General features: G+C 55.0%; 16 protein-coding genes and 1 riboswitch. Of the genes, 15 read left to right on the top strand and 1 reads right to left on the bottom strand.

The features are described 5' to 3' along the window. Positions 1-1,509 (top strand): hypothetical protein, encoded by a 1,509-nt coding sequence (locus ACXADJ_RS07805; protein ID WP_475064488.1) that lies wholly within the window; start codon positions 1-3, stop codon positions 1,507-1,509. Between the two features lie 38 nt (positions 1,510-1,547). On the opposite strand, the gene ACXADJ_RS07800 is transcribed toward ACXADJ_RS07805, so the two are convergent. Beyond that, entirely contained in the window at positions 1,548-2,042 is a 495-nt protein-coding gene (locus tag ACXADJ_RS07800; RefSeq protein ID WP_028292480.1) for a MaoC/PaaZ C-terminal domain-containing protein, read from the bottom strand. A 585-nt stretch (positions 2,043-2,627) separates the two neighbouring features. On the opposite strand from ACXADJ_RS07800, the gene ACXADJ_RS07795 reads away from it, so the two are divergent. From ACXADJ_RS07795 to ACXADJ_RS07730, 14 genes are all read left to right on the top strand, one after another. After that, positions 2,628-4,322 carry an AMP-binding protein gene (locus ACXADJ_RS07795; RefSeq protein WP_475064484.1) on the top strand — a complete coding sequence of 565 codons (1,695 nt, stop codon included), beginning with the start codon at positions 2,628-2,630 and terminating at the stop codon, positions 4,320-4,322. Between the two features lie 138 nt (positions 4,323-4,460). After that, positions 4,461-4,607, top strand: a riboswitch (cobalamin riboswitch). Positions 4,608-4,801: 194 nt separating this feature from the next. Beyond that, a complete protein-coding gene (locus tag ACXADJ_RS07790) occupies positions 4,802-5,674 on the top strand; it encodes an ABC transporter ATP-binding protein (RefSeq protein ID WP_475064482.1) in 873 nt (290 codons plus the stop codon). Further along, a complete protein-coding gene (locus tag ACXADJ_RS07785; RefSeq protein WP_475064479.1) occupies positions 5,671-6,675 on the top strand; it encodes a FecCD family ABC transporter permease in 1,005 nt (334 codons plus the stop codon). The genes ACXADJ_RS07790 and ACXADJ_RS07785 overlap by 4 nt, the downstream gene beginning before the upstream one ends. 51 nt (positions 6,676-6,726) lie before the next feature. Further along, on the top strand, positions 6,727-7,800 hold the full coding sequence (gene cobT, locus ACXADJ_RS07780) for a nicotinate-nucleotide--dimethylbenzimidazole phosphoribosyltransferase (RefSeq protein ID WP_475064477.1): 1,074 nt from the start codon (positions 6,727-6,729) through the stop codon (positions 7,798-7,800). A gap of 30 nt (positions 7,801-7,830) precedes the next feature. Beyond that, positions 7,831-8,670, top strand: coding sequence for an adenosylcobinamide-GDP ribazoletransferase (gene cobS, locus ACXADJ_RS07775; RefSeq protein WP_475064474.1), 840 nt, complete (start codon positions 7,831-7,833; stop codon positions 8,668-8,670). Continuing rightward, complete coding sequence (gene cobU, locus ACXADJ_RS07770; RefSeq protein ID WP_475064472.1) at positions 8,667-9,215, top strand: bifunctional adenosylcobinamide kinase/adenosylcobinamide-phosphate guanylyltransferase; 549 nt, start codon at positions 8,667-8,669, stop codon at positions 9,213-9,215. Before cobS ends, cobU begins: the two co-directional genes overlap by 4 nt. A 74-nt stretch (positions 9,216-9,289) precedes the next feature. Beyond that, a complete protein-coding gene (locus ACXADJ_RS07765) occupies positions 9,290-9,952 on the top strand; it encodes a histidine phosphatase family protein (protein ID WP_475064469.1) in 663 nt (220 codons plus the stop codon). A 130-nt stretch (positions 9,953-10,082) separates the two neighbouring features. After that, entirely contained in the window at positions 10,083-11,603 is a 1,521-nt protein-coding gene (locus ACXADJ_RS07760) for a cobyric acid synthase (protein WP_475068156.1), read from the top strand. Between the two features lie 54 nt (positions 11,604-11,657). Next, positions 11,658-12,278, top strand: coding sequence for a cob(I)yrinic acid a,c-diamide adenosyltransferase (gene cobO / locus ACXADJ_RS07755; protein ID WP_475064467.1), 621 nt, complete (start codon positions 11,658-11,660; stop codon positions 12,276-12,278). Beyond that, positions 12,278-13,246, top strand: coding sequence for a cobalamin-binding protein (locus ACXADJ_RS07750; RefSeq protein ID WP_475064465.1), 969 nt, complete (start codon positions 12,278-12,280; stop codon positions 13,244-13,246). The genes cobO and ACXADJ_RS07750 overlap by 1 nt, the downstream gene beginning before the upstream one ends. A gap of 112 nt (positions 13,247-13,358) precedes the next feature. Further along, on the top strand, positions 13,359-13,769 hold the full coding sequence (locus ACXADJ_RS07745) for a ketosteroid isomerase-related protein (protein ID WP_475064462.1): 411 nt from the start codon (positions 13,359-13,361) through the stop codon (positions 13,767-13,769). A gap of 145 nt (positions 13,770-13,914) precedes the next feature. Beyond that, positions 13,915-17,847 carry an ATP-dependent RNA helicase HrpA gene (hrpA, locus tag ACXADJ_RS07740; RefSeq protein ID WP_475064460.1) on the top strand — a complete coding sequence of 1,311 codons (3,933 nt, stop codon included), beginning with the start codon at positions 13,915-13,917 and terminating at the stop codon, positions 17,845-17,847. A gap of 121 nt (positions 17,848-17,968) precedes the next feature. After that, entirely contained in the window at positions 17,969-19,684 is a 1,716-nt protein-coding gene (locus ACXADJ_RS07735; protein WP_475064458.1) for a hypothetical protein, read from the top strand. Between the two features lie 304 nt (positions 19,685-19,988). Continuing rightward, entirely contained in the window at positions 19,989-23,000 is a 3,012-nt protein-coding gene (locus ACXADJ_RS07730; protein ID WP_475064456.1) for a hypothetical protein, read from the top strand. The last annotated feature ends 98 nt before the right edge of the window (positions 23,001-23,098 follow it).

The following is a 23,098-nucleotide window of genomic DNA, read 5'->3' as shown; positions in this document are numbered from 1 at the left end:
ATGAAATCTGACTCCACGTTGATGGTGATGGTGATGGTGTTTCGCGCATTGTGTTCGGGTCTGGTGGATACCTCAAATGGCTGGCTGCGGTCGCGACTGATGGTCGTGATCATCTCAGTGCTGCCGATGTCTTCTTTACCTGTGTTTGCAGCAACCACCGGCTCCAAGGACGATACGACCGGCGTGCGTGATTCCGGGTCGAATGTGGCCAGGACCTCAACGCTGAGTGACCAGCAACTGGTTCAGGATCTGAAGCAATTGTTGTTTGCGGGCACGCCAGTAGCAGACCCGCAGGCGCTGGAAGTCGCGATGGCTCCGCTGCAAGGGCGAGCCGAGTGGTTGTCGCCAGCAGACCTGAAATGGCTGCGGTATGCCCGCTTACGACTGGCGCTGCCGACCATTCGGGTGAATGCTGATGTAGGTGCCAGTAGCCAATTGCTGGCAGAAACGGATGACTGGATTCGTCAATTAGCCACTGATGAGCAGGATCAGCCCTTTGTTCGACTGGTGTGGCTGGCACGAATTGAATGGCTGGCTGCAGCCATGGAGTTGGGCCTGAAGCCGGATTTGCTGGCATTTGTATTGACCGATCTCGCAGAGCAAATGCAGAACAGCCGTATTGATCCAAAACCGGCGTTGCAGGCAACGGTGGATTTGGCGCGTATCGCGGTCGCCGGTCAGCTGTTGCGTCAGGCTGAAGTCAATCTGGCTGCCGTACTGCTTACCTCGATTGAGCCACAATCTTCCTATTATCCACTGGCCACCGTTATGACGGCATGGCAATGGCAGCAAGCGTCTGTATCTGCGTTCTCGGGCTGGTTGATGCAATTGCGTTTGGCCCCTCAGGAGCCCGAGCTGGAGCATCAGTCGGTGCAGCAGTTGCGTTCGCTGGAAGCCAAACGGGTGCAGTTGCGCTTGATGGTTGCTGCTGGGTTGCAGCAAAGCGCACGCATCAGTGCACTGGCCTGGCACGAGGAAATGATTCGCCACCGTCAGGCCATCGAACAGTGGCTGCGCCCGCAGTTATTAGCGGCCTTGTACCGTCATTGGGAGCAGCAAACGACGCTGCCTGACAGTGGCAAGGTGACTGATTCGGTGCGGCTCTTTATGGATTGCCCGCTGTCGCAAACTCACCAATGCCACCCGCTGGCACTGCGCTATGTCTGGGATGCGCTGACCAATGACGATATTCGTTTTGTCTGGGTCAACTATAAGGAAGCCTGGAAAGTGTCGCAGCGGGTGATTGGGCTTCGGGGGCAGATCGCAAATCTTCCGGCGGACATGCCATTACAACCCATGTTGCGAGAGGACATGGCCTTGAATGATGTCGACGGCAATCTGGATGGCTATCTGGCCTGGATGGCGGATCAATCGGATTATGAACGGCGACAAGCCGCCAGGCAGCTGCATCAGGCGATGACGGCGGAGCTGTGGGAAAACAAACAGCGTCTGGCGTTTTACGGGCAGGGTTTTCGCGACCAGCTATTGGAGCTGATCGCGCAAGATTGACCGCTTAACCTGCTGGTCGTCCGGTCGGAGTCAGTCGATTACTCGGCATCGTAGGCGTGGTTGCCCAACTGAATGGTCGGCAGGTTGGACAAGCTCACGGTCACTTTTTCAGTTGGGGCAATGACAGTCGCTTCACCCGCTACAACCACCTTCCCGTTCTGGTTCTTGATGGTGGTGTCGAAAATCACTTCTTTCTTACGGTCGCGCTTTTCTTTCACGGTCAAGATCACCGTGATGGTGTCACCAATAAAAATAGGGCGTTTGAACTGAATGTTCTGCCCCATGTAAATGGTGCCTGGGCCAGGCAGCTCCATGGCGAAAGTGGCAGAAATCAGTGCACCGGAATACATGCCATGAGCGATCTGCTGCTTGAATGGGGTGGTGGCCGCATATTCTGCATTCAAATGCAGTGGGTTGTGATCACCGGATACCGCCGCGAACATCTGTAAATCATCTTCGGAAATGGTATGAACTCGCTCGCAGCTCTCGCCAATTTCCAGTTCGTCGTAGGTTCGGTTGGTGATGGTCGTCATGACGCTCTCCTGAATGTCCAGTGCAATCGATCAATGTGCGCAGTGTAACGCCAAATCGCGCTGTGAATGTGTCATTCACAAGTCATGTGTCTGCTTTTTGACGAATATCACGCTGCAATGGGTATTCGTGCGGTGCTTCATGGCAGGCGAACTGCAATCGGGTTAGTGTCAGTAGCCATTAAGGTGTCAGTTATCTGCAGGTTGTCTGTGAGCTGTCTGTCTGTGAGCTGTCTGTCTGGGAGTTGTCTGTCTGGGATAGTGGCCCCTATGGGCCGCTGACGGTGGATCGAATTGCGTCGATTAGGGTCTATTCTCAAATGACGGCTGCGACAAATGGCGGGCAAAAAATGAAGTCAATGGTACGAGTGTATTGATAAATACATTTTTGCCTGTAGCTCAAAAGATGGTTACACTCCATGCCTTCTATTCAACAGTTGGCTGTCTGACGACATGTTTGCCGGTTGTTTCGGCAAGGGTGACGGCAGCAAGCCGGGTGTTGCCAGATGGGCTGTCTGGCGTGAAATCATAACTGTTGGCTGGCATCCTTATAAGAATAAGCACCTTGGGTGCGCAAGAGGACAAGGTATGAACGAGCAGTTCTTCCAGGAACGTTACCCTGAAAAATACCCGGGCACGATTGATGCCGACAAATACAACTCGGTTATCGAATTATTCGATGGCTTTGTCTCTACATACGCCGATCGTCCGGCTTTCAGCTGTTTGGGTCAGGAGCTGACCTACGCTGAGCTGAACGAATACAGCGCCCGCTTTGCCAGCTTTTTGCAGAACGAATTGAAACTTCAGCCGGGCGACCGTATGGCCATTCAGTTGCCGAACGTGTTGCAGTACCCGGTGGTTACCTTTGGTGCCATGCGCGCGGGTGTTGTGGTGGTCAATACCAACCCGCTGTACACCGAACGTGAAATGGAGCACCAGTTCAACGACTCCGGTGCCAAGGCGCTGGTGGTGTTGGCGAACATGGCTTCCAAGGCTGAGAAAGTGGTGCCGAAAACCGGTATTCAGCACGTTATCGTGACGGAAGTGGCCGATTTTCACCCGTTCCTCAAGCGCACCCTGATCAACTCGGTACTGAAGTACGTTAAAAAGCAGGTGCCTGCGTTTAACATTCCTGGCGCCATCAAGTTGCGTGACGCCATCGCCGCAGGCGGTAAGCCTTACACGCCGGTCAAGGCGGAAGCCAATGACGTGGCGGTATTGCAGTACACCGGTGGAACCACCGGCGTTGCCAAAGGCGCGATGCTGACTCACCGCAACCTGATTGCCAATATGTTGCAGTGTCATGGCCTGTTCAAAATGGCGTTGAAAGAAGGTGTTGAAACCGTCGTAGCGCCGCTGCCGCTGTATCACATTTACGCCTTTACCGTGCATTGCATGGTGCTGCTGGAAACCGGTAACTGCTCTTTGCTGGTGCCGAACCCGCGCGACATCGACGGTTTCGTCAGCCTGCTGAAAAAGAATACCTTCTCGGGCTTTGTTGGTCTGAACACCTTGTTTGTTGCGATGTGCAATCGTGACGACTTCAAGGCGCTGGATTTTTCCGGCCTGAAACTGACCATCTCTGGTGGTATGGCGCTGACTTCAGGTGCGGCCAAGCAGTGGAAGGAAATCACCGGTTGTGAAATTGCCGAAGGTTACGGCATGACCGAAACTTCGCCAGTGGTGTCTTTCAACCCACCGGGCTACGTCAAGCTGGGTACCATCGGTATGCCGGTGGCGGGCACGTTGTGTAAAACCGTAGACGCAGATGGTAACGACCTGCCATTTGGTGAGCCGGGTGAGCTGTGCGTGAAAGGCCCGCAGGTAATGAAGGGTTACTGGAAGCGTGAAGCGGCAACGGATGAGAGTTTCTTGCCGGGTGCTGATGGTCAGCCAGCACGTGAATGGCTACGCACGGGTGATATTGCGGTGATTCAGGACGACGGTTACATGCGCATCGTTGACCGCAAAAAAGACATGATCATTGTCTCTGGCTTCAACGTGTATCCGAATGAAGTGGAAGATGTTGTGGCGTCTCACCCAGCTGTAACCGAAGTGGCCGCGATTGGTGTGCCCGACCTGAAAAGCTCGGAAGCCGTGAAAGTATTCGTGGTCGCAACCGGCGAAGTCAGCGAAGACGAGCTGCGCGCCTGGTGTAAGGAACGTCTGACCGCCTATAAGGTGCCGCGCCACATTGAATTCCGCTCGGAATTGCCAAAAACCAATGTGGGCAAAATTCTCCGTCGTGAATTGCGCGACGAAGAGCTTGCCAAGCAGAAGTAAGAGCTGCTGTTTAGCGCCAACAAAAGCCAGAGCGTCGCTCTGGCTTTTTTGTATCCGGCGCTGGCGCAAGCGTTCTTGATGCCCGTGCGTCGAATTTCCTTTGTCTTCCTGTTATATTTCAGCCTTTCAGGTGTCTGAAGGCGGCCAAGGGAGTGGGGCTGTGTGAATCCAGCGCTGTACCTGTCATCTTCAGAGTAAATGGGAATCCGGTTTGAATCCGGAGCTGTCCCCGCAACTGTAAGGTCTTCGACCGAGCCAGATACCAGCCTGACCAAGGTTCAACTTCGTGCGGGAGTTCACGAGGCATCTGGACAGACGCTCCGGTCTTCGTTGCCCAACGAGGACGTCGGCTTGCCTATCCAATGCCCGTGCTTTTGTTAAAACAGGCAGGCGCATTGGCTTCATCACCACCATCATTTACATCATCCAAATCGGGTTCTGGGTCCGTCTCTGGATTGCGAGCAGACTTGCAAACAGGCGTGCAGATTCAAGGACTGTCGCTTTGTACCGCTGAGCCGTCGGCCATTCTGGATAACCTGACGCTGGACCTGCCAGTAGGGCAGGTGACCGGTGTGTTGGGCCCGAACGGTGCAGGAAAAACCAGCTTGCTACGTGCCATCGCCGGGTTCGATTCCGCGCCGTTAAGCCGTACGGGGGAGGTTCACTGGCAAGGGCAGAGCACCCATGACATGTCGGTACAAGCCCGCGCTCGGGAGATTTCTATGGTCAGCCAGATGCATGACTCGGTGTTTGCCTTGAGTCTGAATCAGGTGGTGCGGATGGGGCTATTGCCGCATCAAGGGCTGTTTTCCATGCCATCTGCCAGTGACGAACAGGAAGTGGCGGATGCGCTACAGCGCGTTGGTCTGGCCAATAAGGCGCAACGGGTGTTTTCCAGTCTATCGGGCGGCGAACAGCAACGAGGCCTGATTGCCCGAGCTTTGGTGCAGAAAGCCCAACTGTTGATTCTGGATGAGCCAATCAATCACCTCGATGTCTATTACCAGCATGATGTGCTCGGCCTGCTGCGCCAGCTGTCCCATAGCCATGGCCTGACGGTTGTTATGAGTCTGCACGATCTCAACCTTGCCAGTTTCTACTGCGACCAGTTGGTGCTGTTACAGCACGGCAAGTTGCAAGCGGCGGGGCGCAGTGTCGATGTTCTGGATACTGAGCTGCTCGAACGTGTGTTCGGGCTTCCGTGTGTGGTTCGTCATGAGCCGCATGGCTCGCGTGTCGATTTTTGCCCTTCTGGCACAGGTTACGGTCTGAGCGAAGCTACCCCACTTACTACCTCGCCTGCTGCCCCGCGAACTAACCCGCCTACTTCCCTGCAAGAGGGAAGCGCATGATCACTTCCGTGCAGGGTGTTCGCATGGTATGGCCGTTGCTGGTGTTGCTGGCGGTTGTTTCACCATTGATTTCCCTTTGGTTTGGTTCCGCCGATTTACCAGACGGCACTGTGTGGGCTTGCCTGACAGATCAATGTCCACGGCCGGTGGATCAGGCCATTTTCTACGATTTGCGATTGCCTCGGGTGCTGGCAGCCTTGCTGGTTGGTGGCGGTCTGGCGGTCGCTGGTGCCAGTTTGCAGAACGTCACTCGCAATGGCCTGGCGGACCCTTATTTGTTCGGTGTAGTCGCAGGCGCAGGCCTTGGGGCATCGATTGTCAGCGTGTTACCCGGCGTCAGTAATTGGGTGCCGGACGGCGTTGCCTTGCCGATGGCGGCGTTTATTGGGTCATCACTGGCGGTCGTGCTGGTGCAAGCGTTGGCCACCAGCGCCTGGGCCAGAACGCCCGAACAACTGCTGCTGGCGGGTGTGGCGGTATCGCTGATGCTGGGCGCCATGACGCATTTTGTGTTGTACCTGGGCGAACCCTTTGCAGCCAACAAGGTGATGTTCTGGTTGATGGGCAGCCTTAGCCGCGTTGAACTGCATCAGCTGGCGATTATGGCGCTGCCATTGCTTGTTGCCGTGGCCTTGCTTTGGCTACTGGGTCGTCGTTTTGATGCCATGTTGCTCGGCGATGACACCGCCCGTTCGCTGGGGGTTGAAGCCTCCACCATGCGCGCGATCGGGATGGTCATATGTGCGGGTCTGACCGCTGTGGTCGTTGCCTACTGCGGTGGCATCGGCTTTGTTGGCCTGATGATTCCTCACATTGTACGACGTTGGGTCGGTGTCTCGACCCGTCAGGTAGTACCGGCCAGTTTGCTGTTGGGCGGTGCTTTTTTGGTGTGGGCGGACGTGCTGGCCCGCAGTGCGTCGCCCGACCATGAAATCCCAATCGGTATTCTGACGTCGGCGATTGGCAGTGTGTTTTTCCTGCTGATGATGCGTCGACGCTAATGAACGACATTGCCGTTTTTTCACTTGTTACTTCTACCTTGCGAGAACCCCGTGACTGATCAATTTCCGGTATTCGAAATCAAAACCCTCGACTACAGCCGCCAGAGCATCATCCAACAGCGCATCGACAGCAAAACCAAGCCACCGGGTTCACTGGGTGTGCTGGAAGCGCTGGCGTCACGCATTGCCTTGATTCAGTCGCGCCGTGAGGCCTTTGCGCCAGAGCAAATCACTATCAAGCGCCCGGTGATGCTGGTATTTGCCGCCGATCACGGGGTTGCCCGTCATCCTGTGTCTATTGCTCCGCAAGCAGTGACCGAGCAAATGGTGATGAATTTCCTCGCCAACGGTGCTGCCATCAACTGTTTTTGTCAGGCTAATGACATTCTGTTGAATGTGGTTGATGCCGGTGTACTGAACGCCATCGAGTCTGACGACCCTCGTTTGTTGTCTGCACGCATTGCTGCGGGCACTGGTGATTTCTCGGTCGAGCCTGCGATGTCCCGTCAAGAATTGGCCGATGCCCTGGCCGCTGGTGCGCGCATCGCCCAGCAGCACGTGGATGCCGGTTCCAACGTGCTGGCTTTTGGTGAAATGGGCATTGGCAACACCAGTTCTGCGGCGGCCTTGTTAGTACTGGTGGAAGACTTGCCCGTTACCGAGGCGGTCGGCAAGGGCACCGGCATTAATGATGAACAACTGGCACTCAAACAGTCGTTGGTGCAGCAGGCGGTAGCGCGTGTACGTGCAGAATACCCGCAGCTGTGTGCCGAAGACGCGCTGATGGAGGCGGGCGGCTTTGAAATTGCGCAAATGGTTGGCGCTATGCTGGCCGGTGCAGAGCAGGGCGTTACGCTTCTGATAGACGGATTTATTGTTTCTATGGCGGCCCTGATGGCCGTGCGTTTGGAGCCTTCCTGCCGTGATTACATGGTGTTTGCCCATCAGTCGGAAGAACAAGCACACAAGGCGGTGTTACGCGCGTTAGGTGCTCGTCCGTTGCTCGACCTGGGGTTGCGCTTGGGTGAAGGTACCGGTGCTGCCTTAGCCATGCCACTGCTGCGGGCGGCCTGTGCGTTTTATAACGACATGGCCACCTTCGAAAGCGCCGGGGTGACGGTTTGATGATTCGATTTTTGGCTGTTTGAGGGTGCCATGTTGAATCAGATATTACTGGCGCTGGGCTTTATGACCCGTCTGCCTGTGCCGCACCAGCTTAACTACAGCGCCGACGCCATGCATCGGGCGCTGGTGTTCTTTCCGCTGGCTGGCTGGGTGCTGGCAGCGCTGTTGAGTTTGGTTTGGCTTGTCGCGGACAGGCTGTTTGGCTCACAAGTGGCCGTTGTTGTGTTGGTTGCGGCCAGCCTGTTAATGACCGGTGCCTTGCATGAAGACGGCTTGGCCGATTGCTTTGATGGCTTTTACGGCGGCTTTGAAACCGCTCGCAAGCTGGAAATCATGAAGGACAGTCGTCTCGGCACTTATGGCACTTGTGCATTGGTATTGGCACTGCTGTTCAAGGTTGTGTTGTTGCTGCAACTGGCTGAACAAGGGCTGTTGATACTGGCGTTGATTGTGGCTTACCCGTTGTCGCGGGCGTTGGCCATTACCCACGCTCAGGATCTCGAATACGTCTCTGCACCAGGCAAAAGCAAAAGTGATCCGCTGGCCAAGCCGCTGTCGGCCGCTCAGCTGAGCGGTTTGCTGGGGCTGGGTTGTTCCGGATTACTGGTGGCCGCGCTAATACTTGGCATCGCAACCGGTGACTGGCGCGGCGCGGTTTGGGTAGCGGCACTGGTCGCTGTTTTTGTGCTGCTGGCCTGTGCGGTTGCGCGTGGCTTACTGCGCCACTGGATGAATAAACACATCCAGGGCTTTACCGGTGATGCCCTTGGTGCTGCTCAGCAGTTTCAGGAGCTACTGATTTATCTGGTGCTGTTGGCGTGCAGTCAGACGACCTGGCTACGTGCTGAATTGACAGGAGGCTGGGCATGATCCATCTGGTTCTGGGCGGTGCCCGTTCGGGCAAATCGTCCTTTGCTTTGGCCCTGTGCAACGATCGCGCGGCACAACGGAAGTTGAACAAACACTTTATTGCCACGGCCACCGCTTTCGATGGCGAAATGGAATCACGTATTGCCCGCCATCAAGAGGAGCGGGGAGACGACTGGCAGTTGAGCGAAACGCCGCTGGCGCTGGTTGAGCGTATCCAGCAGGCGCAGCAGGGTGACTTGCTGCTGGTGGACTGCCTGACGCTGTGGCTGAACAACCAGCTGTATCATCAACCTGAGCAGGATATCGAACAGCTGTTCAAAGTGGTTGCAGAGTGCTTGCAAAAAACACCCGCCGATGTGGTGTTGATCGCCAATGAAGTGGGGCTGGGAGTAATCCCTATGGGCGCCGTTAGCCGTCAATTTGTTGATGCCGCAGGTTGGTTGAATCAGGCCATTGCCAGAGTCGCCGATGAAGTGACCTTTGTCGCCGCTGGACTGCCAATGATTTTGAAATCGGCAGTGCGGGTGAACGACGCCGGTGAATGATGCCAGCTAATTACGTTAGCTAATGACGAGTCAGTACATGCTTGTAAATACATCCGATAGGCCGGGCAGACGTTATGAGTGACACCCTGATTGATTTGTTTCGTCACGGCAAGGTCGATGGCCCTGCCGCCATGTATGGCGCTACCGACGTTGCCTTGCACGCCGACGGCTGGCAGCAGTTGCGCGCTGCTGTAAAAGCGATTCCAACCCCAGAGGTGGTGGTCAGTTCACCGAAACAGCGCTGCCGAACATTTGCCGACCAATTTGCCACCGGCATTAACCAGCCGCTATTGCTGGAAGAACGGTTGCAGGAATTCAACTTTGGCGATTGGGATGGCGTGCCATTTTCAGAGCTGTTTGGCAGCGACAACGCCAATCCGGAAGGTTGGGAGCAGTTGAAACGCTTTTCTGAACAGCCAGCGGAATACCCGGCTCCCAATGGTGAAACCATTGAACAGGTGTATGCCCGCTGCGGCGACGCGTTTCAGCAATTGGTGCAACAGCAGCGTGGCAAGCATGTGGCGGTGTTTTGCCACGCCGCAGTGATTCGTTTGATTTTGGCCCATTTGCTGCCGGTCGACTGGCGCTCGGGGGACTGGTTTTCCCGTTTGACCATTGGTTATGCCAGCCGCACCCGGATTCGATTTGCGGACCACCCGGACATGAGCCCGGTGGTTGAATGCATTGGCTGGTTGCCCGCCGACGTGCCGCTGGTCGCCAATCCTGAGGGCATGTGACATGGCAGCAGGCAATATGGCAGTAAACGATTTGGCAGTAGGCGACAAGACAGTAGATAAAATGAAAACCAACCGGAAACACCAGGGTATAGAGCCAGCACGTAACGACTTCAAAGCCGCCACCACGTTAATGGTTCAAGGCACCACGTCGGACGCCGGCAAAAGCCTGCTGGTTGCTGGCCTTTGTCGTCGCTTCAACGACGCCGGTATTCATGTGGCGCCTTTCAAACCACAGAACATGGCGCTCAACAGCGCGGTGACTGCCGAAGGGGGCGAGATAGGTCGTGCGCAGGCGTTACAGGCGTTGGCGGCACGAGTCCCAGCGCACGTGGATATGAACCCGGTGCTGCTGAAACCCAGTTCCGATACCGGTGCTCAGGTGATTATTCACGGCAAAGCCTTGCAGGACATGAATGCCCGCAGTTATCACAACTACAAAACCACAGCCATGGCGGCGGTGCTGGAAAGCCACGAACGGCTTCAGCAGCAGTTCCAGATGGTGGTGGTTGAAGGGGCGGGCAGCCCGGCCGAGATTAACCTGCGCGACCGGGATATCGCCAACATGGGCTTTGCTGAAGCGGTGGACTGTCCGGTGATTATCGTGGCCGACATCGACCGTGGCGGCGTCTTTGCTCAACTGGTTGGCACCCTTGAACTGCTGTCAGAAAGCGAACAAGAGCGGGTGGTGGGCTTTGTCATCAACAAATTTCGTGGTGACATCAAACTGCTTGAGCCCGGACTCGATTGGCTGGAAGAACGCACCGGCAAACCGGTTTTGGGCGTGCTGCCGTATCTGCATAACCTCAGTGCGGCAGCGGAAGACGCCATTGATGTGAAGCAAAAGCGCTATGACGACGATGTGCGGCTGGTGGTGAAAGTGCCGGTGCTAACACGCATATCCAATCACACCGATTTCGATATGTTGCGTGAGCACCCGCAAGTCGACCTGCAATTTATCGGCAAGGGCGATTCCCTCAAGGGCGCAGACCTGATCATCTTGCCGGGAACCAAAAACGTACGGGCCGATTTGGCCTGGCTGCGGGAAGCCGGCTGGGCGGACGATATTGCCCGTCATCTGCGCTACGGCGGCAAGGTGTTTGGCATTTGTGGTGGCTACCAGATGTTGGGCATGTCCATTGGAGACCCGGAAGGAATCGAAGACCAACCCGGTCAATCGGATGGCTTGGGTTATTTGCCTGTAGCTACTCGCTTGTATCCGCAAAAGGCTCTGGTAAACCGCACCGGACGTTTGTGCCGAAAAATCGACGACCGGCCAGAAACCGGTGAGGCCTGCCCGGTCAGCGGCTATGAAATTCATGCCGGACGAACCCGTTATCTAACTGAAAATGGCGCGGATGCGGCATTTTGCCAACTCGATAACACCGATGCTGGCGATGGTTCGACTGCGCCGGATGGCTGCTACAGCGCCGACAATCAGGTCGCGGGCACCTATTTGCACGGGGTCTTCGATACCCCGCAAGCGTTGCAACAGATACTACGCTGGGCCGGAGCAGACACCCACAGCCTGACGCCTTATGACCAGCAACAGGAAGAAGCGTTGGATCGTATTGCCGACGCCTGCAAACAACATTTGACGCTGTCCGGACTGCCCGTGGCATGGCCGGACGGCAGCGAGTTTTCAAAATCATAAATGGGATGCGGCGGTTTTGCCGTCGTGTACGAAAACAGGGGTTAACGGAACCTTATGACTGATCAAAACGACCAGAAGCAGCAAGACCTGAACGCCGAACACAAGGCCAAAATGCAACAGCAACAGGCAGAAGTGCGTGAGCGTGTTCGTGCCGCCAAGGAAAAGCGCGGCACTCTGATTGTGATTACCGGTAATGGCAAGGGTAAGTCGACCTCCGGCTTTGGCACCATTACGCGTGCGCTGGGCTACGACCTCAAAACGGCCGTGGTGCAATACGTAAAGGGCACCTGGCCTTGTGGTGAACGCGACCTGCTGCAAAAAATGGGTGTGCCGTTTCATGTGATGGGCACCGGTTTTACCTGGGACACCCAGGACCGTGAAAAGGACATTGCAGCAGCCAAGGACGCCTGGGAAGCCAGCAAGAAATTCCTGCAAGACCCGGACATTCACGTGCTGCTGTTGGATGAACTGACCTACATGTTGACCTACGAATACCTCGACCTCGACGAAGTATTGGAAGCACTGGCCAATCGTCCAGAAAACATGACTGTTGTGGTTACCGGCCGTGGTGCCCACCCGCGCTTGGTCGAGCTGGCCGACACCGTAAGCGAAGTGCAGGCGGTCAAGCATGCGTTTGAAGCCGGCATCAAGGCACGTAAGGGCGTGGACTGGTAATGCCTTTGCCTGCTTTGAAGCTCTCGAGCTGTGTTGTTGGCTTATGGCTGCTGGCAGCCAGCCCCACGGCGCTTACGGCGCTTACGGCTACATCGGAACCGGCAGCTGTATCTGGGTCGATCGACCCAATGGTACTGGCGCATCAACCAGCGCCCTCGGTGGCGGTGATTGAACGCTTGCTGACAATGCCCGCTGAGCAGCGCCAGCAACTGCGAATCGTGGCGCTGGCTCCACACATCGTCGAGCTGCTGTACAGCATCGGCGCCGGTGATCAGATTATCGGCACCACCGACTACTCCGATTACCCGGAAGCCGCCAACCAGATTCCGCGGGTCGGCTCTTACGCCGGTTTGCAGGTCGAAAAAATTCTGCAAATGAACCCGGATCTGGTCATCGGCTGGAAAACTGGCAACCCCGAAGCCGACCTTCAGCGACTGGTTGGTTTTGCCGTGCCAGTGGTGTATTCCGACATGGTTGAGTTGGAAGACGTTGCCCGGGAACTCGACTTTTATGGTCAACTGACTGGCCGGGAAGCTGCCGCGCAGGAGCAAGCCAGTCGTTACTCCAAACGGCTGGCTGCACTGCGTGAACAGTACCGCGATCGTACGCCGGTGACGGTGTTTTACGAATTGTGGTCGCGGCCCTTAACAACGGTTGCAGGCAATGCCTGGCCGCAGCAGCAGCTTGAGCTGTGTGGTGGCGATAATCCGTTCAAGGACTTGCAGCGGGACTACCCGCAAATTGGCCTTGAACGGGTGATTGAAAGCTTGCCTGACGTGATTATTCAGCCAAACCACAACGGTAAGCCCAATAACGACGCCGTTGACTGGGCGCAATGGCCCGCTATTCCTGCGGTGAAGCACCAGTACGTACTGGTACAAAACGCCGATCATACCCATCGGATGACCATGCGGGCGTTAGATGCCATTGAGGAATTGTGCCAGTCAATCGACTCTGCACGGGGGTGAGAACCCTGAAAGACTCTTTTACGTCGCATAAGCACAACAGCGACCGTAGGCTTGTTGGTAAGTTAAAAGGTGAAGCTGAATGTTGACTGCAATTTATAAAGAGGAAAGCAGGATGTCTCGATCCAGTACGGAAGCACTGATTTTTGATTACTACCAAGCGTTCAATCGTGGTGATATGGACGCATTTCTGAACTTGCTGACCGATGACGTGATTCACGATATCAATCAGGGTGGTCGTGAAGTGGGTAAGGAAGCCTTTGCAGCCTTCATGCAAAAGATGAACACCAGCTACAAGGAAACGCTCAAGAACATCACCATCATGAGCAGTGGCGACGGCGACCGAGCCGCCGCTGAGTTTATGGTGCACGGCGAATACCTGCAAACCGACGAAGGTTTGCCTGAAGCCAACGGCCAATTTTATGTGCTGCCTGCCGGTGCTTTTTTTGAAATTCGTGGTGGCAAGGTGGCCCGCATCTCCAACTACTACAACCTCGAAGACTGGATTGCTCAAGTCGGCGGTTGATTCTTGATTTCCGGCTTGCTGGTGCCGTAACGGCATCAGCCGCCTGGCTCTTGGTTTTTAACCTGGCTCCCCTTGATTCCCGATTGCCTCGCGCCCACGTATAATGCAGCCAATTTTCTTTTATATGCTGCACTCAGGATCAGATTTGTCTTCCGATCATACCGCTCCAGACGCCAGTCAGATTTCCTTCGATCAAAAAGCCCTGCATAAAGCCATCGATTTTTGCCTGATCAAGGATCGATTCGCCATGCGCCGTTCCGTCAAGGAACTGGCTGATCGTGCCCGTCAGAAAAAACCGTTGGATCAGGGGCTGGCAAAGTTGCTCGCCCGCATCGAAAAGAGCCAGGCGCTGGTGCAGGCCCGCAGCAGCGAACTGCGTATCAGCTATCCGGAACTGCCGGTATCGGAGCGCAAGGACGAAATCCTCGAAGCGATCCAGAACCATCAGGTTGTGGTTGTTGCAGGTGAAACCGGTTCCGGTAAAACCACCCAGTTACCGAAGATCTGTCTGGAAGCCGGACTGGGTCGTTATGGCCGTATTGGTCACACCCAGCCTCGTCGATTGGCGGCGCGTTCGGTCGCCCAGCGTATTGCCGATGAAATGAACTGCGAGCTGGGGACCACGGTGGGTTATCAGGTGCGATTCACCGATAACTCCAACGATCAGACCCGCGTCAAGCTGATGACCGACGGTATTCTGCTGGCGCAAACCCAGCATGACCGTTTTCTGAACGAATACGACGTCATCATCATCGACGAAGCCCATGAACGCAGCCTGAACATCGACTTTCTGCTGGGCTATCTGAAACAGCTGTTACCGAAGCGCCCTGATCTAAAGATCATCATCACCTCGGCGACCATCGACCTCGAGCGTTTCTCCGAGCACTTCGATAACGCGCCGGTGATTCAGGTGTCTGGCCGCACCTATCCGGTAGAAACCCGCTATCGCCCGTTAGTGCGCGAAAGCGAGGATGACGACGACCGCACCCTGTTTGAAGGCATTCAGGAAGCGCTGGCGGAACTGCGCAACGAAGACAAGCAGCACAATATGCCGGGCGACGTACTGGTGTTCCTGCCGGGCGAGCGTGAAATTCGTGAATGTGCTGAATTCCTGCGGCGGGCGCACATTCCATCGACGGAAATTCTGCCGCTGTATGCCCGCCTGGGCACCGCCGACCAGCAGAAAATTTTCAAACCAACTGGCGGTCGTCGAGTGGTGCTGGCGACGAACGTAGCGGAAACCTCTCTGACGGTGCCGGGCATTCGCTACGTCGTCGATTCCGGTATTGCCCGTATCAGCCGCTATTCCTATCGCAGCAAGGTCCAGCGCCTGCCGATTGAAGCGATTTCGCAGGCGTCTGCCAACCAGCGTGCTGGCCGTTGTGGTCGTACCATGCCGGGTGTGGCGATTCGCCTGTACGAAGAAAGCGATTTTCTGGCCCGTGATGAATTTACCGATCCGGAAATACGTCGTACCAACCTGGCCGCCGTTATTCTGCAAATGCTGCACCTGGGCCTTGGCCGTTTGCAGGATTTTCCCTTTATTGATCCACCGGACGACCGTTTCATTAAAGACGGTTTTACCCTGCTGCAGGAACTGGAAGCGGTCGACAGCAAACAGAAGATGACCCAGCTTGGTCGTCAGATGGCACGGCTGCCAACCGACCCACGACTGGCGCGCATGATGCTGGAAGCGCAAAAGCAGAACGCCCTCAAAGAGGTGTTGATCATTGCTGCGGCACTGACCATTCAGGACCCCCGTGAACGTCCGCCCGAGAAAAAACAGCAGTCCGACGAGAAGCACCGCATCTGGCAAGACGAAGACTCTGATTTTGCTGCGCTGGTGAATCTGTGGAATGGCTACGAAGAACAGCGTCAGGAACTGAGCCAGAATCAGCTGAAGAAGTGGTGTACCAAACACTTCCTTAACTACATGCGCATGCGCGAGTGGCGCGATACCCATCGCCAACTACATATTTTGTGCAAAGACCTGGGTCTGACCGAAAACGAACAGCCGTCCAATTACGAAGCGCTGCACAAATCGCTGCTGGCAGGCATGCTCAGCCAGATTGGTTTCAAGGGTGAAGGACTGGAGTACCTTGGCGCCCGTAATCGCAAGCTGTTTATCTTCCCTGGATCAAGCCAGTACAAGAAAAAACCGAAGTGGCTGATGGCCGCTGAGCTGGTGGAAACCAGTAAGCTGTTTGCCCGCACCGTTGCCAAAATCGAGCCACAGTGGCTGGAAGAAATCGGCCGCCCGCTGCTGAAATACCAGTACTTCGAACCACACTGGCACGAGAAGCGCGGTCAGGTGGTGGCGTTTGAACAAAGCTCGCTGTACGGCCTGATTGTGAATCCGCGCAAGCGTGTGAACTACGCCAACAGCCATCCGCGTGAAGCCTGGGAAACCCTGATTCTGGAGGGTCTGGTTGGTCAGAAAATGAAGACCAAGGCCGACTTCCTGCAGCACAACCTTGATCTGATCGAAGAAGTGACCGAGTACGAAGAGAAGTCGCGTCGCCGCGATCTGGTGATCGACGACAACTTCCTGATCGACTTCTATCAGATGCGTATTCCAGAGCATGTGGTGTCGACCAAACATCTGGAAAGCTGGTACGGCAAGGCTTCCGAGCAGGAGAAAAAAGCCCTCAAGCTGACCCAAAACCAGCTACTCAGTGATGCCGCAGCGGGTATTACCGACGCAGATTTCCCGACCGTGCTCGACTGGCAAGGGCTGCAGTTTCCGCTCAGCTACAAGTTTGCGCCGGGTGAGCGCGATGACGGCGTCAGCCTGAGTGTACCGGTGGCCATGTTGCAGCAGGTGCCGGACGCCAAAGTGGAATGGCTGGTGCCTGGCTTTGTGGCCGACAAGTTGGCATTTGTGATCAAGGGCTTGCAGAAGTCGACCCGTAAGCTGTTTGTCCCGGTGCCCAACACCGTAGCCGAATTTATGGAAACCGCCGACCCGTCCAAGGGCAGCATGTACAGCTTGTTAGCCGCGTTTTTAAACAAGCGCCTGCGCGGTACGACTGAGCCGCAAATCGAGATCGAAACCCTGCGTCAGATTGAAGTGCCCGAGCACTTCAAGATGAACATCAAGGTGCTGGACAACGGCAAGCTGATTGCCGAAAGCCGCGATCTGGAAGCGCTGAAAACCGACCTCAGTGAAGTCTCCCAAAGTCAGATGCAGGGCATGGTGAAACACGAACTGCAACGTGAAAACCTCAACCGCTGGGACTTCGGCGACCTGCCGGAAAGCACCACCTCTGAGGTGAACGGCCTGCAGGTGCGGGCGTTCCCTTGTTTGAAAGTCGAGAAGGGCGAACTGCAACTGACGGTTGAAGCCGATGCCGATGAAGCGCATCGCAGTCACCGTCGGGGTCTGGTGGCCTTGTTCCGTAAATCGTTGAGCGATCAGGAGCGCATGTTCAAAAGTGCGATCCAGAAGAAAATGGGTCCGTGGTGGTTAAAAGCCAAGGGCATGGGCACCCAGCAGGAATTGACTGAACAGCTAATTGAGGCCGCTTTCCAGCAAGTATTCGTGCCGTTGGAAGAACCACTGCCGTACGAAGAACGCGACTTCCAGAAGCGTCTGGCCCGTCGTGACGAGCTGGTAGAACACGGCGAACAGCTGTTAGGCCAATTTTACGAATGGATTACCCTGCGCCACAAGGTGCTGAAAAGCATGGGCGGGGCAGTGAGCCTCGATAAGGCAATGGCCTACAGCGACGCCAAGGCGCATCTGGAACGCTTGCTTGCCACCGGCTTTATGCTGGATGCAAGCTGGAACCAGTTAAAGAGCTTTACCCGTTACCTCAAAGGTATCGAGTATCGCATCGACAAGCTGCAAGGTAATTTGGCCCGTGACCGTTTGGGCATGACCGAGTTTGCTTCAGTCTACGAACCGTTCAGCAAGCACACCCGCAACATGGACCTGACCGACCCGGCCGATCCATTTACGGAATTCCGCTGGCTGCTGGAAGAATGGCGCGTGAGTCTGTTCGCACAGCCGTTAGGCACCAAAGAGCCGGTGTCGCTCAAACGTCTGGATAAACGCTGGAGTGAACTTGTAACTTGATAGAGTTCACAGTTTTGTTGAGGGTAGTGAGGCGTGCGTCTTAAAACGCTCGTTTAACTGTCCGCTCTGGAGCTCTTTTTCATTACTTTGTCAGGACATGTAATGAAATGGAGTTCCGACAATGCGTTCCTCATTAATGCCTGCGGCCACATCCGCAACCTCTTTCCTCAAGCCCCAAATGGGCACCTGCAAGCTGGCGACGGCTGTCGCTCTGGCGTCTTTGTTGGCTGCCTGTGGCAGCGACAGCAGCGATTCAACACCAGAGCCATCCCCTGAAGTATCCGTATCCGTTGTGAATTACTTCACCGGGGCGCCATTGGCAGAAGCCAATGTAAAAGGTGTATGGCACCTGGCCGATGGCTCGGTGGTTGAGGGTACCGCGGTTTCCAACGCTGAAGGCGTCGCCTTGCTGGATGTATCCGATGTATCTGGTGCCACCCGGGTGGTGGTTACCGCCGATGCAACCGGGTTCAGTGTTCAGTCTGGTGCCATTACGGAACCGGACGCCGCCGTACTTGAAAGCGTCGAACTGGCACTGCAAACCGTCAACATTGCCAGCACGGTCGATGCTGAGGCTGGATTTGTACTTGAAAACGGTGATGACGATACCGCAATCGTCGAAATTGCGCCGTCAACGCTGGTAACTGCAGACGGCGCACTGGCCAGTGGCGACGTAACCGCAGAAGTCACCTTTATTGACCCGAGCCTCGACCCCGAACTGATGCCAGGCACCTATGCCATTGGCCCGACGGAAGAGGCGGGTGTGCTGGAAAGCTTTGGCGCTATAAACGTCACCTTTATGAACGACGCCGGTGACGAACTGAACCTGGCCGAAGGCCAGAACGCCACCATTCGTATTCCGGCGGCGGCTAACTCGTCCTCTTTGCCAGCTGAAATCCCACTGTTCTACTTCGACGATGCATTGGGCTATTGGGTAGAAGAAGGCTCAGCAACGTTGGTGACCCTGGACGGCAATTACTACTACGAAGGCACTGTCGCGCACTTCTCTACCTGGAATGCCGATCAGGTGATGGACAGCGTATCGGTCAGCGGTTGTGTAGTGGATGTTGAAGGTCTGCCGGTTGCTAATGCCCGTATATACAGCCAGGGTCAGGACTACGTCGGTCAGTCGACGGCCTACACCGATGAAAGCGGCTTGTTCAGCTTGTCGGTACGACGTGATTCCGAGGTGTTGCTGCAAGCCGCAGCCGGCGATGCCTACGACTCCCTGGATATTGCAACGTCCGATGAAGACCTGACGTTGGAAAGCTGTCTGGTGCTTGAGCCGCGTCCGATTTCAATTTCCCTGACCTGGGGTGAAGATCCACGAGATCTGGATACGCACTTTGTCGGCACCTCGGCCGTTGATGCCGCAGATAACTTCCATATTTACTACTCAGATAAGGAAGCACTGGTTGACGACGAGCAGATTCAGCTGGACGTCGACGACACCACAGGCTTTGGCCCTGAAGTGACCACCATGTCGGGCTTCCCATTCGCCGGAACCTACAGCTACCGCGTTCACCGGTTCTCGGGGGATGGCGATATCCAGTCCTCCCCAACCCGCGTGGTACTTAACCTGGATGGCGATAGCCACATCTATAACCCGCCAGCAGGAGAGCCCGACGACTGCTGGAACGTATTTACCATCACTGTCGATGAATCCGGCAACACCAGCCTGGTCGAAGATGGTACTTGGGGTGACTCGAATCAGTGCCAACTGGATGAAGTAGACGGTGTGGAAGACGCGACCACAGTACGCGCCTTGTCCAGTACACAGACAACACCAGAAAACCCACTGCGTGAAGCGGTACGTAGCAAGTATTACGCTCAGTAAGCGCAACATTGGCCTGCTTGCCGGTAGGCCAATTTGGACCAGCGTGCGGCTCTTATGAAGCGCTGACTTTAGGACAGCCGCACACCCTTGCATCTATTTATGGAGAAAAATCGACTCGTTGTTCAGAAGAGGGCGTTGTTCGGTTACTTATCAGAACGCTTCAGGCTTAAACCCCTGTTTACAATAATGTAAACTCCATTGCATAAAGTGACTTTGGAATGTATCCGGCTAACCGCCGTCGACCTGGTTGCACCCAGTCTACGCACTGACGCGTTGCACCCATATAAAAAACAAGGACGTGTTTATGGGATTCTCCCTCTTGCACAAGCTGCACTGCCTGCTTGTGATCTCCATGCTACTGACCGCCTGTGGCGGCTCTGACGACAGTTCCGATAACGACGCGAGCCAAAATAGTTCGTCTGAATCAGGCGTGACGGTAGGAAATGAAGTCGGCAGTGATAATCCAATCACCATTCAGCCAGATCCGGATGACGTTCAGCCATCGCCGGGCACATCGACATATTTTGGGATGCACGGAAACATTGCTGGCCTGGATGGTGACCTGGTTCTGTCTGCTGGGGGCGTAGATCATGCATTCAGTTCATCCGGCAGCTTTTCCTTGGCGAATGTTGTTGAAGAGGCTGGGTCACTGACCATTCGTGTTGTCTCGGCCCCATCCCATCAGAATTGTCGCCTGGGCTCTGGCTCACGATTCAGCAATGTGCGGGCGGACATTACAGGCGTTCAGATTGATTGCCAGAATCTCCGCTACCGGCTCGGAGGGGAAATTACTGGCCTTGATGGAACCCTGGTCCTGTCTGTGAATGATCAACAGGTATCCATTAGCCAGCCCGGGGATTTTCGCCGCAACGGTCTGTTAGAACATGGCACTGATGTGGCTTTGTCTATCGTCAGTGCTCCGGATGGACAGACATGTTCCATCGAGAGTGCCGCTCAATTCAGCAGCGTGGAAGCCTCTATCGACACTGTGCAAATACAATGTCAGTCGTTGATGTATTCCATCAGTGGACAGGTAACTGGCCTGGATGGCGATGTTCAGATCAGTGTGTTGTACAGCACCCGCACTTTATCGAATGGTGCGTTTACCATCACCGATGTATATCCGCATGGCGCCAGTGTTGTTCTGCGTTTATCCGGTATTCCAGATAATCAGGTGTGTGATGTTGTAGGCGGCCATCGATTCGATAACCTCGAGGGCGATATAACCGGAATTGAGATTGCTTGCAGCCCCAAGCCGTATGATGTCGAAGTCATCGCTTCTGGTATTGATGGCGAAGTCGTAATTCAGGTTGGAGATATCGAGCAAACCATCCTGTCCAGTGGTCGTTTGGAATTTGAAGATGTGGTACTGCATGGTGAAGGTCTGGCGCTCTCAGTCTTGTCGACACCAACCGGCTACATTTGCACGTTCTCTGAAGACGACTTCTCGTCGGTCATTGCGGATATTTCTGATATCAGCTTGGTGTGTGAGCTTATTCAGTACAACCTTGATGTCACAGTGGAAGGCCTGGATGGCGATTTCCGTATCGTGTGGCCGAATGGCATGGATGAACAGTCGAATGTGTTAGCCGATAACCCGGATGCCATATCTTATACCATCGAAGATATCGTTGTTCATGGCGAAGACTTGAGGCTGGACGTGTTCTCCATGTCAGAAGGTCAGGTTTGTGTGCTTGATAGTGCCAGTGTAATAACGGATGTAGAGACAAACCTGTCTGCATCGATTTCTTGTTCGTCGGCCGACCTATTGCGAGTGCAAACCCAGATAGACAGTTTCTATACCGGTGAAGGAATCAGTGGCATAGCGGTATCTGGTATCTGGTACTTATCCGGTGGTGGCGAAGTGACCGCGGAGGCTATGACAGGGCCAGATGGTATGGCCGTTCTGCAAGGCAGCGACGTGGCCAGTAGTGATCGTTTGGTCGTGTCGGCATCCGGAGCTGGCTACTCGCCGTCATCCATTGTGGTTGAGCAGCCAGCCGATCGAGGCTCAATCGAACTGGAGCTGGAGCTTCAGGTCAGTAATAACACGCTGACCGGATCAGCCAGCTCTGCTATTACCTTCGATGGTGACGATCATCGCTTGGTGGAAATAGCCGCGAATACAATGATTACCGAGTCAGGAGATCTCGTTACTGGCGAGGTAGCATTCGACATTACGGTGCTTGATGCCAGCCGTGACCCGGAAATATTGCCGCTGAACTACGGGATCGGCTACGTTGCATCTGATGGACTGACCGAGAGTTACGGTGCATTAAGCGTGATTGCTCAACAGAATTACGAGTCCGTTTATATTGCTGATGGGTCGACCGTCCGTCTGGGGATTCCTGTCGCAGACAACGCCTCTGCTACTCCGCAAGAGGCGGATTTATTCTACTTTGATACATCGCTCGGCCACTGGGTTCAGCGTGGCACAGCGACACTGATATCTACGGGCGTGTCGCCTTATTACCAAGCAGATGTCGACGCGTTCGGCATCTGGGGTGTGGGACGGGTGTACGACAGCATTGTGTATCAGGGGTGTCTGGTCGATGAAACGGGCAGCGCGGTAGACGGTGCAGTTATCAGCGCGCAGGGTCGAGACTTTATTGGTCTTTCACAGGCTGTTTCAGACGCATCTGGCGACTTCTCGATCTATGTTCGTGAAAACTCGGAGATCCTGCTGCAGGCCAGTTCAGGGGGGCAATATGCAGCCCGTGTTCTTGTTAGTGATGACACCAATATGGTCAGCAGCGGCTGTATTTTGCTTGAGCCTGCGGAGGTTCTCGTTACCTTGACCTGGGGTGAGAGTCCAAGCGATCTCGATTCTCGGTTTGGGGGTATTTCAAGTGACGGCAGTGAGTATTTCCATGTGAGTTGGCGAAACACCGATGAGGAACTGAATGGTGAAACCATCGATCTGGATGTTGACGATGTCAGTAGTTTTGGCCCTGAAGTGATCACCATGACAGGGTATCCATTTGACGGTGTATACCAGTACGGTGTGCACCGATTCTCATCGTCAGGATCAATATCCAGTGGAGAGGCGAGAATTTCTTTGGATGTGGCTGGGAACAACTATCGATTTGTACCACCCGAAGGAGCCGCTACAGATTGCTGGGTGGCGTTCAAGTTGCGAGTGACGGGTGGAGTCGCTGTGGTTGAAACCATTAATGAATGGGCTGAAACGTCTGTCTGCAACAACTTTGGCGGTGCTTCGTCGGTCTCTTCTGCATCGGCTTTGTCCGGGGGCAGAACCGCACAAGGTGGAGAAATTCAACCACAAGCGCCTGAATCAAAATCTTATGTTAAATAATTGGTAATCTGGCTCCAGAAGCCGGTGTCCGCCCTGCGGACACCGGCTTTTTTATTTTTTCAAAAAAATTTTAAAAACCGTGTAAGAAACCCGAAAGC

Source organism: Oceanobacter sp. ABM4_470 (assembly GCF_056158645.1).
This window is presented reverse-complemented; position numbering and strand designations above follow the sequence as displayed.